Source organism: Paraburkholderia bannensis NBRC 103871 (genome assembly GCF_000685015.1).
Taxonomy (GTDB): Bacteria; Pseudomonadota; Gammaproteobacteria; order Burkholderiales; family Burkholderiaceae; genus Paraburkholderia; species Paraburkholderia bannensis.
This window is the reverse complement of sequence record NZ_BAYA01000055.1, coordinates 1-15,844: the sequence shown is the minus strand read 5'-3', so window position 1 is coordinate 15,844 and position 15,844 is coordinate 1. Positions and strand designations below refer to the sequence as shown.

General features: G+C 58.0%; 13 protein-coding genes and 1 pseudogene. 9 read left to right on the top strand and 5 right to left on the bottom strand.

Translation table 11 applies throughout. The annotated features are described in order from the left end of the window. The first annotated feature begins 115 nt into the window (after positions 1 to 115). The 4 genes from BBA01S_RS37925 (at position 116) to BBA01S_RS46470 (ending at position 6,862) form a co-directional block, all read left to right on the top strand. The gene (locus BBA01S_RS37925; RefSeq protein ID WP_027820957.1) at positions 116 to 2,626 is read left to right on the top strand and encodes a type VI secretion system Vgr family protein; all 2,511 of its coding nucleotides are present in this window, start codon (positions 116 to 118) and stop codon (positions 2,624 to 2,626) included. A gap of 69 nt (positions 2,627 to 2,695) precedes the next feature. Beyond that, complete coding sequence (locus tag BBA01S_RS44690) at positions 2,696 to 5,611, top strand: glycoside hydrolase family protein (protein ID WP_042298566.1); 2,916 nt, start codon at positions 2,696 to 2,698, stop codon at positions 5,609 to 5,611. 57 nt (positions 5,612 to 5,668) lie between these two features. Next, positions 5,669 to 6,493: a lysozyme inhibitor LprI family protein gene (locus BBA01S_RS47420; RefSeq protein WP_167336091.1), complete on the top strand. Its 825-nt coding sequence runs from the start codon at positions 5,669 to 5,671 to the stop codon at positions 6,491 to 6,493. Positions 6,494 to 6,610: 117 nt separating this feature from the next. Beyond that, positions 6,611 to 6,862 (top strand): PAAR domain-containing protein, encoded by a 252-nt coding sequence (locus tag BBA01S_RS46470; protein WP_084162796.1) that lies wholly within the window; start codon positions 6,611 to 6,613, stop codon positions 6,860 to 6,862. A gap of 304 nt (positions 6,863 to 7,166) precedes the next feature. On the opposite strand, the gene BBA01S_RS37910 is transcribed toward BBA01S_RS46470, so the two are convergent. Both BBA01S_RS37910 and BBA01S_RS37905 read right to left on the bottom strand, forming a co-directional pair. Further along, positions 7,167 to 7,745 carry a hypothetical protein gene (locus tag BBA01S_RS37910; RefSeq protein WP_027820955.1) on the bottom strand — a complete coding sequence of 193 codons (579 nt, stop codon included), beginning with the start codon at positions 7,743 to 7,745 and terminating at the stop codon, positions 7,167 to 7,169. 79 nt (positions 7,746 to 7,824) lie between these two features. After that, entirely contained in the window at positions 7,825 to 8,061 is a 237-nt protein-coding gene (locus BBA01S_RS37905) for a hypothetical protein (RefSeq protein ID WP_027820954.1), read from the bottom strand. Positions 8,062 to 8,260: 199 nt separating this feature from the next. On the opposite strand from BBA01S_RS37905, the gene parS reads away from it, so the two are divergent. The 5 genes and pseudogenes from parS to BBA01S_RS48350 form a co-directional block, all read left to right on the top strand. Continuing rightward, positions 8,261 to 8,761: a type II RES/Xre toxin-antitoxin system antitoxin gene (gene parS / locus BBA01S_RS37900; RefSeq protein ID WP_027820953.1), complete on the top strand. Its 501-nt coding sequence runs from the start codon at positions 8,261 to 8,263 to the stop codon at positions 8,759 to 8,761. Beyond that, positions 8,758 to 9,228 carry an RES family NAD+ phosphorylase gene (locus BBA01S_RS37895; RefSeq protein ID WP_027820952.1) on the top strand — a complete coding sequence of 157 codons (471 nt, stop codon included), beginning with the start codon at positions 8,758 to 8,760 and terminating at the stop codon, positions 9,226 to 9,228. Before parS ends, BBA01S_RS37895 begins: the two co-directional genes overlap by 4 nt. A gap of 37 nt (positions 9,229 to 9,265) precedes the next feature. Further along, on the top strand, positions 9,266 to 9,613 hold the full coding sequence (locus BBA01S_RS37890; protein WP_027820951.1) for a hypothetical protein: 348 nt from the start codon (positions 9,266 to 9,268) through the stop codon (positions 9,611 to 9,613). Positions 9,614 to 9,628: 15 nt separating this feature from the next. Continuing rightward, the gene (locus tag BBA01S_RS46465; RefSeq protein WP_084162795.1) at positions 9,629 to 9,958 is read left to right on the top strand and encodes a DUF4142 domain-containing protein; all 330 of its coding nucleotides are present in this window, start codon (positions 9,629 to 9,631) and stop codon (positions 9,956 to 9,958) included. Positions 9,959 to 10,355: 397 nt separating this feature from the next. Continuing rightward, positions 10,356 to 11,096: pseudogene (locus tag BBA01S_RS48350) on the top strand (transposase); the annotation flags it as partial. Here the strand turns inward: BBA01S_RS48350 and BBA01S_RS46450 are convergent. The 3 genes from BBA01S_RS46450 to glgX all read right to left on the bottom strand — a co-directional run. Then, the gene (locus tag BBA01S_RS46450) at positions 11,042 to 11,737 is read right to left on the bottom strand and encodes a hybrid sensor histidine kinase/response regulator (RefSeq protein ID WP_084162794.1); all 696 of its coding nucleotides are present in this window, start codon (positions 11,735 to 11,737) and stop codon (positions 11,042 to 11,044) included. The pseudogene BBA01S_RS48350 and the gene BBA01S_RS46450 sit on opposite strands and share 55 nt — an antisense overlap. A gap of 52 nt (positions 11,738 to 11,789) precedes the next feature. Next, on the bottom strand, positions 11,790 to 13,859 hold the full coding sequence (locus BBA01S_RS44685; protein ID WP_084162793.1) for a hybrid sensor histidine kinase/response regulator: 2,070 nt from the start codon (positions 13,857 to 13,859) through the stop codon (positions 11,790 to 11,792). Positions 13,860 to 13,939: 80 nt separating this feature from the next. Beyond that, the coding region (gene glgX / locus BBA01S_RS37875; RefSeq protein WP_027820950.1) for a glycogen debranching protein GlgX at positions 13,940 to 15,844 on the bottom strand (1,905 nt) is incomplete at its 5' end.

Sequence of the window (15,844 nt, the reverse complement as noted above, 5' to 3'; positions counted from 1 at the left end):
AATTTTACCGATTCTTTAATTTCCGGTCAGATTTACTCTATCACCGAACAAAGCACGTATCCACTCTTTCGATGACGAGCGGCGACGTTGCATTTACGTCCGAACGGGGAACACCATGGCTTCTGGGATGCTGGACAGCGCGCTGCGCACCGGATACGCGCAACTCGACCGTCTCGCAAAACTCGATACGCCACTTGGCAAGGACTGGCTGATTCCGCTTTATATCAGGATCAACGCCAGACTCGGACGTAATTTCGAGGTGACGGTCGATGCGGCATCGACATTCGATGACCAGATCAAACTCAGCGCATTGATGCTGCAACCCGTCACGCTCTGGATCAGGCAGTCTGATGGTCATTACCTGCCAATCCATGGTTATGTGCAGCGCGCGCTGCGCATTGGCAGCGACGGCGGGGTGACGTATTTTCAGCTCCATTTTTCTTCATGGCTGAGCTTCCTCAAGCTCAGCAGTGATCGCCGGGACTGGCAGGAAGCGACCGGTCGCGATGTCCTGTCAGATGTGTTCGCGAAGCATCCACAGGCGCAGGGCCATTTCACCTTCGACCTGCGTTCGCCGATCCGGTCGTATTCGAACCGCGTCCAGTGGGAGACAGACTGGAATTTCGTCCATCGCAGTCTGGAAGAAGTGGGCGTATTTGCAAGGTTCGACTTTGCGGCCGACGGCAAATCGCACACCGTAGTGATCTCTGATGACCTCTACTTTGCGCCGCAACTTCCCCAGAAAGAGCTGAAATTCAGCCGCGCCGGTACGAATGAAGAGTTCGACGGGATCACCCAGCTGGGTGAGCAGCAGGAAGTGCAGAGCGCGACGCTCACACTCGCGAGCGTCGACTATAAACGGCCGGATCTGCCCAAGCAGGTCAGCACGCCAGCCGCGGACACCGACGAACTGCCTGCGCAGGGTGAAGACTATCTCTACGCCGGCTCGCAGAGTTGGGGCGGCTCGGACCAAGGCGAACTGCAGGCGCGAATCAGGACCGAAGAATGGGCCTCACGCGCCAAACGTTACTTTGCCGTCGGCAGTCCGCGTTATGCGTTGCCGGGCTACTGGTTCACGCTTAGCGGCCATCCGGAATTCGACAAACTTCCCGGGCAGGATCGCGAGCTGGCGATTATCGCCAGCGACTGGCTGATCCAGAACAACATGCCCGGCATGGAAACGCTCGCGCGGTTCCCGAAGAGCCTGCGCGCGGCCGTCGAGCAGGCGAAGAACGCGCAGGGCGGAACGGACGTGCGCCATGCGGACGGCAGCGTGGGGTTCATCCAGGTGGAAATCGAGGCGCAGCGCCGCCGCGTGCCTTTCCGTAGCCCGTTCGAACATCGCAAGCCGGAAATGCATGTCCAGACCGGCATCGTGGCGACGGCTGAGAACGAGGAAGTTACCACCGACGAGGGCAATCGCGTCCGGGTGTGGATGACCTACAGCCGCAAGGATCGCAACGAGAAGGCATCGGCGTGGATCCGGGCAGCGATGCCAGATGCAGGATCGAAGCGGGGTGGCTATTTCCCGCTGCGCAAGGGCGACCAGGTGCTTGTCGCATTCGTGAACGGTGACTGCGATATGCCCGTGGTCATTTCACGCCTGCATGGTGGCGAGACGATGCCGGTGTGGAACACAAACGGCGTGTTGTCCGGATTCCGTTCGCGTGAGTTCGGCGGCGACGGCTACAACCAGCTGGTGCTCGACGATTCGAGCGGCCAGAACCGCGTTCATCTTTACACGACAAGCTTTGCCTCGCACCTCCATCTGGGCTATCTCGTTGACCACACGGACAACTCGCGAGGTTCGTTTCTCGGGCGGGGGTTCGACCTGAAATCGGGCGCATACGGCGCCGTGCGCGCGGAGCAGGGACTGTACGTGTCGACGCAGCCCACGAGCGCCCAGCCGATGAATGTCGCGGCGGCGACGGAGCAGCTCGCGGCCGCTGAAGCTTTGCTGGACACCGTATCGAAATCAAGCCAGACGAACCAGGCCGAAAGCCTGCAGGACGGCCATGATGCGTTGAAGACCTTCACCGATGCGACCCAGCAGTCGGTTGCAGGCACAACGGCCAACGGGGGGCGCACGGCCGGTGGCGGCACGGGAAACGCAAATGGTTTCGCGAAGCCGGTGATGCTGCTATCGAGCCCGGACGGCATCGCTGCCTCGTCGCAGCAATCGGTGCATGTCGCTGCAAACAGGCACGTCAATCTGGTTTCGGGCAACAACGTCAACATCGGCGCGGGCAAATCGCTGCTCGCGAGCGTGATGGACAAGATCAGCCTGTTTGCGCAAAACCTTGGAATCAAGGTGTTTGCGGCGAAAGGGCCGGTGAGCATTCAGGCGCAGAGCGGCCCGATAACGATGGCGGGTCTCGAGGATGTGACGGTCGAAAGCTCGAACGGTCGCGTCGTCATCACGGCGGCAAAGGAAATCTGGCTCGGTGCGGGCGGATCGTATATCAGCATCAAGTCCGGGGTGATTGAGAACGTGACGACGGGACAGATTCTTGAGAAGTGTGCGGACTGGGAAAAGCCGGGTGGGGGGAGTGGAACCGTTCACAACCCGCTACAGGCGAGTCCCATTTCAACAGACGGCGGACGAGGTTCGCTTTTCTCTGGCTAAGCCGGAAATCGATAACGCCTGATTGCGTCCCGGAAACAATGCGCAGTTGCGAAACATTGAGTTAGTCCTATGAGCACGAATACCCATCCCACGCAGCCCACTACCGCACAGCCGTCGGCACCCGCACCGGCGGCGCAGGCCGTCGATGAACCGCTGAAGAATTGGGCGTTCCCGTTTACGCCGGTTGACTCGAAACAGGACGCCAGCGATCCGATGACCTACATGAAAGCGCTGGCATCGGCGGAGGATGGTTTTTTCCCCTTGGGCGCAAGCGGTATGCTCCATGGAGGCATCCATTTCGACCAGAATACCGCCAAATTACTGAATCAGGATGAGGGGATAAGGGCCATTGCCGATGGCGAGGTGGTCGCCTACAGGTTGGACAGCGCATATCCCGAGCAGGTCTACAAGGACGGCCGCCACGCTTCTTATTCGACCAGTTTCGTGCTGATCCGTCACAAGCTGGCGCTGCCCCCGGTCCCGGCCCGAGCTGCCGCATCGACAGCTCAGGGCCAAACCACCGCGCAACCGGCCTCGGGGTCTCACGGTGCGTCCGCGCCGCAAGCTGCATCGACGGCCCAACCCGCGAGTACATCTGCTGCTGCGCCGCCAAAGAAGGCAGCGCCAGATGAAACACTGACCTTCTTCAGCCTCTACATGCACCTGACGGACTATGCGACCTATCAGGCCGCGCAGACCAGAGAAGGCGTGGCGGGCATCGACACAAAAAAACTTAACCTCGCGTCTATGCCGTACTGGCAGGGGGATCGCTATTACCGGGTTGGGGAGAAGGCCCAGGACAAGCAGGCCGTGCCAAAGCCCAAGCAGGCAACACCTGCTCCTTCACCGACCTACGATCCGCTTGGCGCTTTTATCGACGATAACTATACGGTTCCGCCGTCGCCGGTTGATGACGAACCTCCCCCGCCCCCGCCCGTCGTCGGCCTGCGCATTTGCAACACGCCGAATGGAAAGGTGATTGGGGTGCTACCCAAAGGGGCAGAACTCATTGCGTCCGATACAGAGACACATCGAGGCTGGGTGAAGATCAAGTCGCTCAAGAGCGGGCAGCCAGTGGCAGGAATGGTCGGAAAGACGGTTGATGCCCATGCCCCGTGGAGCTGGGTTCCGCTCGCCGGGCTAGACCTTGTTGTTGATCCCCAGCCTCGCGATACGGTGGTCGTCCTGAAAAATCCTTATCCGGTGAAAGCCGGAGAAATAGTTGGGGAACCGGGCCACTATCTACGTTATACAGATGCGAAGGTTATCAAGGGCGCAACGGTACGTTCGCTTGTGCATCTTGAAGTGTTCGCCGGGCGGGAACTAAAGGAGTTCATTGACAAAAGCCGGCATCGCGCGACTGAGGCCCGGGACGCAGAACAACAGGCAAAAGACGGACTGGATCTCCCCGGCGCGAAGACCCTAATGGAAGTCTCGCCGGGCGCGCTTCTAGTTACCACTGTTCCGGAACGTGATCAGAAAGTGCAGCCTCCCGCTGGTGGATTGAAGCTGGCGCCGGTGGCTCCAGCGCGTGGCGGTCGTTGGGTTCTCGTGCAGCCGCAGGAAAAGAAGACCAGTGGCGGCCATCATCCGCACGTGACATTTCAGAACGTGGGCACAAAGATCTGGGTCGATGCAAAACTCGCCAATACGACGACCGCCGATTTAATTCTCGGTTGGACGAATTTTCCGCTGAGTCTTTCCAAGGTCAAAGGCCCGGGAGCGGACTTCCGCGAGGTGTTCCGTCGCGCCGATCTTGACAAGCTCGGGGCGGATAACATCGCCGTTGACGAGCACGGAACCCGTTGGTGGTACATCAAGCTCGGGAGCAAAGATGGATCGGATAGACAAGGGTGGGTTTGCGAGAAAGACCATGCACTGGTGCGAATGTGCGGACCGTGGGACTGGCCGGGCTTTGAGTTGGTCGACAATACTGGCTTCAAACCGGTCGAAATGTTGAAGCGCTATCTATACGCGACTGACCAGTACCTGCCTGGCGAAAGTGCGTCGGATTTCGAGCCAAGTGCGCTCGCCGTAAATGCTGGTGAGTTGATTATCAAGCTGGAGAAGGCTGTCGATGCCAATCACGATGGAAAGGTGACTGCACAGGAACTGCGACACGCTCAGGAAACACCGTGGATTGCGGAAGCGATCTCGCACCTCGCGGTCCGCTCGGAGACTGAGTGGGGAGGCGGTCTTGGTAAGTGGAATGATCTATCGCCATTGATGAAAAAGCTGCTTTGGCTGTGGCAGGCAGAGGTCGAGCGAATCGGAAAGCTGCAATGGTGGGAGCAGGCTGCCAGTGTCGCCGGCTTTCCTAAAGACACGCAGCCGTGGCATTTGCATCCCATCGCTTTAGTAGGAAATTTCGCCTCTTTCGGTGGCGCTGCGAAGACGATTTCCGAAGACGGGGTTTACTTTATCTACATGCAGGAACACCTTGCCAATGTCACGAATAGGTTACATTGGCCGGGTGGTGATAGTGGTGTAACGTTGGGGCCCGGCTATGACATGAAGGCGCGCTCAGCTGAGAGCATCATAGTTGATATGAAAGCGATCGGGATTGATGATTCTACAGCACACGCAATCTCAGGAGCCGCTGGCCTTCACGGGCCGGGCGCGAAAGCATTTTGTCTTGAGCATGCTCAACTGGTGAATCTGAGCGACAACAAGCAAGCCGATCTATTGCATAAGGTACTTCCCCCTTACATTCACAAAGTCAACTCTGACATCAAGATTGATCTTACGAAAAACCAATTCGATGCGCTCGTATCCTACGCATACAATCCAGGAGGAGGTTGGTCAAAAGTAGCAGATATGGTTAATCGAGGGGACGTGTCTTCCGCAATGGATCAGATCCGTAAATATGTTTACTCAGGTGGTCAGAAGTTTGATGGTCTTGTGAAAAGAAGGAATGACGAGACCACTCTTTACACAACCGGCCGCTATGAATATCACGGCGAACCTCTTCCAGCAAAGCAATAACCTGAATATAGCAGGAGAGAAATTCAAATGACGTGGGCAATACGTACAAGGCGTTACTTGCTGACCATTCTTACCATTTTGGTATATGCGGTAGATACCTACGGCGCAACACTACCGGATAGCTTGATCGGCAAATGGCGGGTAGAGGAAGTCCATCTCAATACAGAGTCGGGACGCTCGACCGAGTACATCTGGAATGATCCACGCCTTAAAGGCCGGATCTTTGATTTCTCGCGCGTTGGTGTTACCGACGATGCATCGGACGATATGGATCGTTGTGCAAACCCGGAGGTGCGATACATCGATACCTCGCTCAAGGATCTGATGATCCGCAGCGTTGGCGGCTACGACGATCAGCATTCAGCGGACTCGAATCCGGTTCGCGACTACAAACTCAATTTCAACGGTGAGCAGCATGTCCGGGCTATCAGTCTCACCTGTTCAAATGGTCTTTGGCAAGGCGATCTAGGAATATCGAATGGCACCCCCGGTAACACTGCAGTATCCGGTGCCTGGATTGTTCCAGATGGCGAACAAAAACTGTTTATGCGTTGGCGAGATGAATCTATTCTGGTACTTGAAAGGATTTCCGGAAGTCCGGCAATCAAAGCATCCTTCCAATGTGATCGAGCGACGTCGGCCACTGAGCACGCGATTTGTGGCTCATATCAACTGGCCGCTTTCGACGAAAGTGTTGCTGCGTCATATAAATTGGCCCAGGCACACGTGAGAGACTTAGGCGCAAAGCAAGCGGCAGATCTCAATCACAGCCAGCGTCATTGGATGCAACAGCGTGATGCCTGCGGCTCCAATCCCGCTTGCATACTTGCGTCGATGAGATTGCGACTTGAGGAGCTAGCTACTGCAATGCGTTCGGACTGACGGTGCCGAGAAATGCCGTCATCGAGCACGGGGGCGAGACCCGACGAATCTTCATATGGCGGGTTGAGTCACAAATTTGTTTATCGGGAATTGCTATTAACTTTGGGTCGGAAGCGGATGATAAATTTGATTCGAATTGGCGATAGTACCGATCACAATGGAAGAGTCGAGACCGGATCGACGAGTATGCGCTTCGAGGGTCGCTACGTTGCACGTAAGGGAGACCGCGTCTCTTGTCCACAGCACCCCGACGTGTCGCCCAATGTAATCGAGGAAGGCGATGAAGCGATGAAAGATGGCGGCATTCCGATCGCGCGACATGGACACCGTGCAACGTGCGGCTGCCATCTCATCTCAAGCCTCATATAACTAGGGGGATTTGATTTCGGCGCAATTCGCCGGTTAGCCCGCGCTAGACAGGCCACGAGACAAGGCACGCCAGTCATAAGCCTGCCTACCTGCCTAACCGGAGAAGTGCACGAAACTCAGAGAGACCGCCAGCAGGGTGGTCCCGCGTGGTGCTCAAGGTACGGCGCAACGCTCGCCACGATCCGAGCCGGATGCACTGACTCGTTGCGGCCGGCTCATGTTCAGAATCCGCACCCCCACGCGATCGCGCCTCAACCCCAGGCGAAAGTCTTTCGACAACGACGATCGTCAGCTCGCGTGGCTGCTACTGTTCTGCGACGCGGCTTGATTGATAGGCTTGTCGGACAAGGCTCTTTGCCAAGCCCACTTTCTGGCCGAGTGTCGTCGCCGCCTTATGTGCTTCCTTGAAGCAATGAGTATCGGAATCGACCTTTTTGCCAGATGCCGTGAGGTGCAGCACATTTCCGAAGTTTCCCCAGAACATACTCATCTGGCCGTACATATCACGGCATGCGTCAGACGCTTCAGGGGCGTGGAAATCGACGATCATAAGTAGTTCGTCGGCTTTCTCGCACAAGGCCATGTATTTTGCATTGAAGTTCTCAACCGACATTGTCGCGGTCCACATGATGTTGAGACCGGTTACGGAGAATTCTCTGCCGAGGAAACTCAGAAGTTTGTGTGCGTGGGCCAGTTGGGAGGTTGCCGCCTCATTCGCGGCGCGCCAGGCATCGTGCCGGGATTTCTCGCGTGCGAGCTCAAGCTGGAAGCGATTATTGAAACTCTGGTTTGCTATCTGTGTGCGGCTGGTAATGAAGACGCCCAAAATAGTCGTGATCGACCCCGTGAGGCCTACAAAAGCGGTTAGATAGCTGGGTTCCATACTTCTTTTAAAACGCAGAAAGACGCTGGATAAGATTCGCGCCTGGCGAAGCCGTGCGCGATCTGGACTGGACGGTTCGTTACGGTGCTGGCTTGGAAAACGCGCCGATACGGTTTTTCAGATCCATCGCGAAGCGATATTCTTTGCAATGAATGTCGTAACGCTCCTTCGTGACGTTATCTGCATTTGCCGGTATGTTCGCCGGCTTCAGGTCGTTCATGACGTTAGCCCACGCTTCGCGCAGCGCGTCCGGGTTGGGGTGTGTGGCAAACAACGTGGATACGGCGCGATTCAGAACCTGAAGTTCAACGCGCATTTCTTCGATTGATGGATGGTATAAATTTGACATAATAAGTATTATCGAACGATCGTGCTATTATGTGCGAAAAGTTCGCGCCGAGAGCACGATACTTTATTTCACGGCATCCCGACTCTCATATGATATTTTTTGTCGCTCCAATGAGATAGTGCTATCATATGGGAATCCGCTTCATCCCACATGGGAGTCGATCAACATGGCAACGCACACCCACGCCGGTAATCCGGCAGCCAAGCGCCCGGCCTCGCGCGCGGCAAGGCCCTACGTGGGCACCAACGGCCTCGGCACTAAACCACACGATTTTGAGATCTTCGAAAAAATGGACGCGCTGGCGCAGCGCCAGACGATTCGCGATGGTATGGAATCGATCATCGTGGAGCGGGTGGCGAGGGAACTGCTGCACGTCCCGTTGCAAACGCTGCTAGCTGGCTTGAGCCTTCCGACCTCGACCATCCTGCGCAAGATTGCGAACCAGGAACGCCTGTCTGTCGCGGAATCCGATCGGGTTGCGCGCGTCCTCTACGTTCTTCAACAGGCAACGCAAGTGTTTGAAGACGCAGATCTGGCGGCCGAATGGATGCAACGTGCGAACGCAGAGCTTGGGGGGCTGAGGCCGCTCGAAGTGCTCGATTCACAGCCCGGCTATGACCGAGTCCGCGACATCCTGCTTCGCGCCACGTTTGGCATTCCTGCATGAAGGTTTTCCGTCTTGCAATGGAAAAGCCCGGTCTCTATCTCGCCGACGATCTCAGTGGCAACGGCGCGGCGATCTCCGGCGGCCGATGGAATCCGAAGGGCAGACGCGTGCTGTATTCCTGTTGCAATGCTTCAACGGCAGTGCTCGAAACGCTGGTGCATTTGTCAGGTCTGCTGCCGGCGGGGGGATTTTTCCTTGTCACCCTTGATATGCCGGACGTCGCATTTGAAAACGCTTACCAGCCCGAATTGCCGCCGGACTGGGCCGAACTCGACCGCGATCCGGGCACTACAGCGGAGATCGGCCGGCAATGGCTTGAGCGCGGAGAGCAACTCGCTATGCGCGTGCCATCTGTAGTGTGTCAGGCCGACTTCAACCTGCTGCTCAATCCGCTGCACCCCGAGATGTCCAGCGTGCGCGTGATCCGCAAGGAGCCGTTCAAGATCGACCCGCGACTGTTCAGCTAAACCTCGGTCAATTCGCTGTATATCCTGCTCGAAAATCATGTCGCCTCGAGAAGCCCTGCCCATCATCCGAACGCTCGCTGACGGTATTGACCCACTGACAGGTGACGTGCTCTGCGATCAGAGCCCATTCAACCAGCCGGACGTGATCCGCGCACTATTCGCTGCCGCACAGGGATTGGAACATCTGTTCGATGAACCGGCGGCGCGGGCGTGCACTGCGAAAAAGGCGCAAAACGCCGGCGCTTCAGGGCCGCCAGAAGAGGACGAACGCCTGGTCAAGGCCTACGATGAGGGCGCCAACGTGGCTGCACTGGCGGCACAGCACGGCCCCACTAAAGGCGCATTCAGTTCGCGTCTCGTAAAACTTGGGCGCATCGAGCGATGAGGTTCTTCAAGGGAACTGAAAATAGGGTCTCTTGAGATCTCGAACCTTCAACGCCTGCTGCGCGGAGGCTGCTCTTGCCGGTGTCTACGCGATCATGCAATACCTAAGGACAATTCCGATACCTCCGTGATCGACTCATTGCGTCCGCTAAAGGGCGCTGAGTTCGACAAGGCTTACGCGCAGAAAGTAGGAGTGCAGTGGCATAAGGATGCGATCCATGCTTTCGGAAGGAAATCGCCGACGGTCAGAATGCCGACATCAAGAAGGCGGCCCAAAAAAGCGCTGCCGACAGTGGAGGATCATTACCGTATGTCGCAGACGCTTGCACAAAAGGTCGGCGATTAATCACCCGGTCGCACCGGTTTCGCACAACAGGGAGGTGAGGCATGGACGCCAAAGCATCCAGCAACACACAGACGGCGTCCAAACGCCGTCTGGGCAACTGGCTATCGGCGAAAGAGGAGATAGCAATGGCCTTTCGCGTGGAAATTGCCGCTTCGGCATATCGGTGTGCTATGGACAACGGGTCAAGCATGTGCTTCCGCGAAATGCGTGGCCTACCGGGGACCATCATGGTGGACAACTGGATGCATGGGCTTCCGAAGTGGGCGTTACGCTGTCGTTCATGCGGCCCTGGCAAGCCGGTGGATAACGCCTACATTGACCCTCGCCCAAAAAATAGTCTGGTTCAAAAGTAGAGAAATTCAGCATGATGCGTCCGAGCGGACACGAAGGCCATGCCATGAAGACGAGCAAGTTTACGGAAGAGCAGATCGCATTTGCATTGAAGCTAGCCGAGCTAGGTACGAAGGCCGAAGAGATCTCCGCAAGCTCGGAATTAGCGAGGCGACCTTCTACAATTGGAAGAAGAAGTTCGGAGGGTTCGGACCTTCCGAGTTGCGCCGGTTGGCCAGTTCGAAGAGAACTGCAAAGCTGACGCGACTGGTGGCCGACCTGAGCCTGGACGAGGCCATGCTGTAGGACTTACTAGCAAAAAAGCTCTGACGCTTGCCCGTCGCCGCATGTTGATCGATGAGTTGCGTGATCGCTATCGAACGAGTCTGGCGAAGACGTGTGCGTTATTTGGCATGTCTCGTTTGCGGTACCGGTATCAGTCAGTCGCGCGCGACTCGTCGGCACTCCTCATGCGTATCAAGGAGATCACAGTCACTCGTGGGCACTATGGGTATCGACGCGTTCACGTGGTCCTGCGACGGGAAGTCCGGCGAGATATTGCAAGAGCGTCTGCAGGCTGTATCGCGCCGAAGGCCTGTCGCTGCGGCATAAGCGGCAGTGGCGCAACAAGTCGGCACGACTACGGCAGCCTCGGCACCTCGTAACTACGATCAACGAAATCTGGAGTATGGATTTCGTTGCCGATGCATTGTTCGATGGTCGACGTCTTCGGGTACTGACCGTCGTCGAGAACTACACACTGGAATGTATAGCCATTGAGGTCGGCCAAAGTCTAAAGGGTGAACACGGCCGCAGATCCACAAGCTCTTTCTGCAAGACAATTGTTCCATTTGAAACCCGGGATAGGTCTAACAGATCATCCACAAGCCGACCGAGATGTTTGACCTGGCGACTCGCAATCCGATGCGCATCGGCATAAATGCCCGACGGCCCGTTGCATGTGCCAAGGAGCTGGAGTGCATTGCGGATCGGCACGAACGGATTGCGCAATTCGTGCGGGAGCGTCGCTAAAAAGCAATCTTTGTAGTGCTGTGCATCGCGCAACGTCTTCTCAGCAACATGCAGACGGAGCAGTGCTCTTACACTGGCGACGAGTTCGTCGGGGCCGATAGGCTCACAGAGATAACTGTCGGCGCCGCTCTCCAGCGAAATGATCTTTTCCTGTGCCCTTCGTGAACCCGCAGAGATTCGCATAACCAGCACCGGGTGCTCAGCCCAGCGGGCCTTTATCCGCCGACACATTTCGACGCCAGCGATGTCGGGGAGATCCACGGCGAGGATGACCAGCGCTGGAACAGATTCGTTCACCGCCTGAAGGCCGTCATGCCCGGACGCAGCGTTGACTACAGTAAATCCTGCGCTTTTCAGGATTCGCGACCTTGAATTCCTTGCACGCTCGCAGCCGTCAACGTTAATTATCAGGGTCATCGCGTGGCGTTTTCTCGGATTGATTATTATCCCTGCGCGCAATTTATGTTCCCTACCTCTCGCTGTCTCCCGCTTCACATCTGGCGCCGGAGGCTTTGGCTTTTGCGATTTGGGAAAGCAGCCGCAATAAAGCGGCGCGCGTGACCGGTTTGGCAAGATGCAGGTCGAATCCTGCAGAAATGGTATCGCGTTTGTCCTGCTCTCGCGCGAGCGCAGTAATGGCGCACGCCGGTGTAGCGATCCCTTCCTCACGAAGCGAGCGGATAAACTGGTACCCGTCCTCCTCCGGCATGCAGATATCCGAAAGGATGCCGTCGTAAGCGTGCAATCTGATGGCGCGACGACCCTCACGCGCCGATGCCGCTGCAGTGACGTCAACACCGAGCTCTGAGAGGGACAGGCGCAGGGCCAAGAGCGAGTCTGGATCATCTTCCACGACGAGGATTCGCATCTGGCCAAAAGCTGCCGCAGTCGGGGCGGTCGATTCACCCGACCCAGCACGTTCCGGGGTGGTGCATGACGACAGAACACTTTCTTCGATCTCGAAGATCGGCAAAGTCACGCTGAAGGTAGCGCCGGTGCCGGGACCGCGACTGAATGCATTTATGTGGCCGCCATGGAGGTTCACGAGCTGGCGCGCGATCGCCAGGCCCAGGCCCAGCCCCCCGTGCTTGCGTGTCGAGGTCGAGTCGGCCTGCGAAAATGAGGTGAAAATCGCTTCGAGCATGTCGACCGGGATGCCGTCCCCATCGTCTGAAATAGCGACCGCGAGATCCCTCTCATGATGGTTGATCGATATGCGAATATGGCCGTTTTGTGCGGTATGACGGATCGCGTTTGCAAGAATGTTCGAGAAAACCTGGCGTAGCCGGCTTTCATCACCGCCAACTGGCATCTTCGCGTCAAATTCGCAGACGATATGGATACCTTTGCGCTGTGCGTCATCTTTGAAGGCCTCGACGATGGAGAGCAGCAGTTTGTTCGCATCCAGAGGAGCGATCGTAATGTCCATCTTCCCTGCGGCGATCCGGCTGGCGTCCAGCAGATCATTGACGAGCCGGGTCTGGCCAAGTGCATTGCGCTTGATGACTTCTACGCACTGTCGCACGAAGTCACTGTCATCCGCCTTACGCTCCAGCAGTTCGACCCAGTTGAGGATCGCGTTCAATGGCGTTCGCAATTCGTGTGATGCGGTGGCGATGAAAGTGTCCTTGGCCCGAACCTCCTGTTCTGCCTCCAGACGGTTGATCCGCTCGTTGAGTAATAGCCTGTCACGATCGGCTTCCGCCTGCTTCTGAGCAGAGATGTCGATCGTCACGCCGTCAAAACGCTCAGGCTGCCCGGAAGAAGAGAGACGCACTGCGCCTTTCGCGCGAATCCAGCGGACCGTTCCGTGGGGAGAAACAACACGGTACTCGATATCGTAGGGACGTCGATGAACTATCGCTGCCTCAACACATGCACGGGTCCGCTCACGATCCTCGGGGTGCAGCCGACTGTAGAAGTGATCGAAATCGACTGGGGAGCCAGGTGGCGTAAAGAAATGATTGCCGCATTGAGCATTCCAGTGTATGGCACCCGGTGGCAAAGGAACATAGAAAGTACCGATATCGGCCGCCTCGACCGCCATTGCGAGCCGGTTCGCAGTGTCCAGCAGCAGTCGGTTCCCGGCGGTACCGGGTACTTTGCTGAAAAACGGGGGGCTGCGTTGAGGCGGTTCTGGTCGTCCTGGTCGTTGCGAGCGCGAAGCGTTAAGCGCTTGTGGCGCGGCCTGACAAATAATGATGCGCTCGCCTCCACGCCATATGGGGTAGATCACGATCGGGTCGAGGTTGGCGTGGGCGGGCGCTGCCAGTTGAGCGCCACCCAAGAGCAGCGCGGTTTCGATGCAGCTTGTCAATGTCGCAAGCGAGGGCAACCAGTCCGGACGGGCGAGAAGATCCGGCACTTCCGAAAGGTGGGCACCGGTCAACGACGCTGCCCCCATATTAGCCGAACCAACGACACGCAGCCCCAGATTCAGCACGAGCAATGGGCCATGACTCCAGTTCGCGTCCTTGCCATGTAGAAATTTTTCACGACGCACGAGGTTCCCCGCAGAAGAATTGAGGAGTAGGCGCATGCACGATCACGCTCGCCCCTTAGCTATTATCTCTCAGTAGCGCTCCGAAAGCTGCCTCTGCAAATCGCGAATCAGGGCAACTACCGCGTCTGGCCGGCCAGATCCCGCTCCAGCCGGTCGAACAGGCGCTGCGTTGCGCCGCGCGCGTGCAGCGCGAACAGCAGCAGCGAGCGGCCCGTCACCTCATAGGCGTCACCGGCTTCAAATTCTAGCAGTTCATCCCGCACCGGCCTGTTCGTGTCGATCAGGCAGCTCCACTGATCGTTGCCCGGCACCGATGGAAGCGTGAAATCCACCACGTCGTGATACGCGTTGAGCACAATCAGCAAGGTCGCGTCCGACGCCAGTCGCATGATCCCGCTGGTCTGCGACCGGCCATCGATCAGCATGCCGAAGCATTGCATCTGCGCATCGCCCCATTGCTCGCCTGTGAGCGGCACGCCTGCGGGCGAGAGCCATTCGACGTCGGTGACATCGAGCGTCGCGTTGTGCTCGCCGGTGAGAAAGCGATTGCGCCGCAGCACCGGCAGCGCATGGCGCAGCGTCGTGAGCTTGCGCACGAAATCGGCGAGCGCATGGCCGTCTTCGTCGATGCCGTTCCAGTCGACCCAACTGATCGCGTTGTCCTGGCAATATGCATTGTTGTTGCCGCGCTGCGTGCGCCCGAACTCGTCGCCCGCGAGCAGCATCGGCGTGCCTTGCGCAAGCAGCAGCGTGGCGAGGAAGTTACGCTTCTGGCGCTCGCGCAGGGCTCGGATCTCGGCGTCGTCGGTCGGCCCTTCGACGCCGCAGTTCCACGAGAGATTGTCCGAGTGGCCGTCGCGGTTTTCCTCGCCGTTGGCTTCGTTGTGGCGCTCGTTGTACGAGACAAGATCCTGCAACGTGAAGCCGTCGTGCGCGGTGACGAAGTTCACGCTCGACCACGGGCGGCGTCCGCGCCGGTTGAACTGGTCGCCGGACGCGGCCAGCCGCGTGGCGAGGTCGGCGGCCTTGCCTTCGTCGCCCTTCCACCAGCCGCGCACGGTGTCGCGAAAGCGGTCGTTCCATTCGCCCCAGCCCGGCGGGAAGCCGCCCACCTGGTAGCCGCCGGGGCCGCAGTCCCAGGGCTCGGCGATCAGCTTGACGCTCGCGAGAATCGGATCCTGGCGGCAACTGTCGAGAAAGCCGCCGCCTTCGTCGAAGCCATAGGACTCGCGCCCGAGGATCGTTGCCAGGTCGAAGCGGAAACCGTCGACGCCCATTTCCAGCACCCAGTAACGCAGGCTGTCCGTCACCATTTGCAGCACGCGCGGATGCGAGAGATTGAGCGTGTTGCCAGTGCCCGTGTCGTTGATGTGATAGCGCGGGTTGTCGCCGACGAGCCGGTAATACGAGGCGTTGTCGATGCCGCGAAACGATAGCGTCGGGCCCAGTTCGCTGCCCTCGGCGGTGTGGTTGTAGACCACGTCGAGGATCACTTCAAGCCCCGCCTGATGCAGGCGGTCGACCATGTTCTTGAACTCGTCGATCGAGCCATGCGCGCCCACCGAATAGCGCGGATCGGGCGCGAAAAAGCCGATCGTGTTGTAGCCCCAGTAGTTGGTGAGGCCGCGCTCCAGCAGGTACGAATCGTTCACGAAGGTATGCACGGGCATGAGTTCGACCGAGGTGACGCCCAGGCCCCGTATGTAATCGACCACCTTCGAATTCGCCATGCCCGCAAAGGTGCCGCGTTCTTCTTCGGGCACGTCGGGATGGTGGATCGTGTAGCCGCGCACATGCGTCTCGTAGACGATTGCGCGTTCGCGCGACACGCGCTCGCGCAATGGGTGGTGCCAGCTGAAGGTCTGGTCGACCACGCGGCAGCGCGGCACGTAACGCGCGCTGTCGCGCGTGTCGAAGGAGAGATCGGCGTCCGGGCTGTCGAGCGTGTAGCCGAACACGGCGGGGTGCCATTTGAGCGCGCCCACGTGCGCCTTCGCGTAGGGATCGAGCAGCAGCTTGTT

Excerpts from the sequence above, each read along its gene's own strand:
- BBA01S_RS37925 (WP_027820957.1), top strand. The coding sequence starts at position 116 with ATGGCTTCTGGGATGCTGGACAGCGCGCTGCGCACCGGATACGCGCAA.
- BBA01S_RS44690 (WP_042298566.1), top strand. The coding sequence starts at position 2,696 with ATGAGCACGAATACCCATCCCACGCAGCCCACTACCGCACAGCCGTCG.
- BBA01S_RS46470 (WP_084162796.1), top strand. The coding sequence starts at position 6,611 with ATGATAAATTTGATTCGAATTGGCGATAGTACCGATCACAATGGAAGA.
- BBA01S_RS37910 (WP_027820955.1), bottom strand. The coding sequence starts at position 7,745 with ATGGAACCCAGCTATCTAACCGCTTTTGTAGGCCTCACGGGGTCGATC.
- BBA01S_RS37905 (WP_027820954.1), bottom strand. The coding sequence starts at position 8,061 with ATGCGCGTTGAACTTCAGGTTCTGAATCGCGCCGTATCCACGTTGTTT.
- parS (WP_027820953.1), top strand. The coding sequence starts at position 8,261 with ATGGCAACGCACACCCACGCCGGTAATCCGGCAGCCAAGCGCCCGGCC.
- BBA01S_RS37895 (WP_027820952.1), top strand. The coding sequence starts at position 8,758 with ATGAAGGTTTTCCGTCTTGCAATGGAAAAGCCCGGTCTCTATCTCGCC.
- BBA01S_RS37890 (WP_027820951.1), top strand. The coding sequence starts at position 9,266 with ATGTCGCCTCGAGAAGCCCTGCCCATCATCCGAACGCTCGCTGACGGT.
- BBA01S_RS46450 (WP_084162794.1), bottom strand. The coding sequence starts at position 11,737 with ATGACCCTGATAATTAACGTTGACGGCTGCGAGCGTGCAAGGAATTCA.
- BBA01S_RS44685 (WP_084162793.1), bottom strand. The coding sequence starts at position 13,859 with ATGCGCCTACTCCTCAATTCTTCTGCGGGGAACCTCGTGCGTCGTGAA.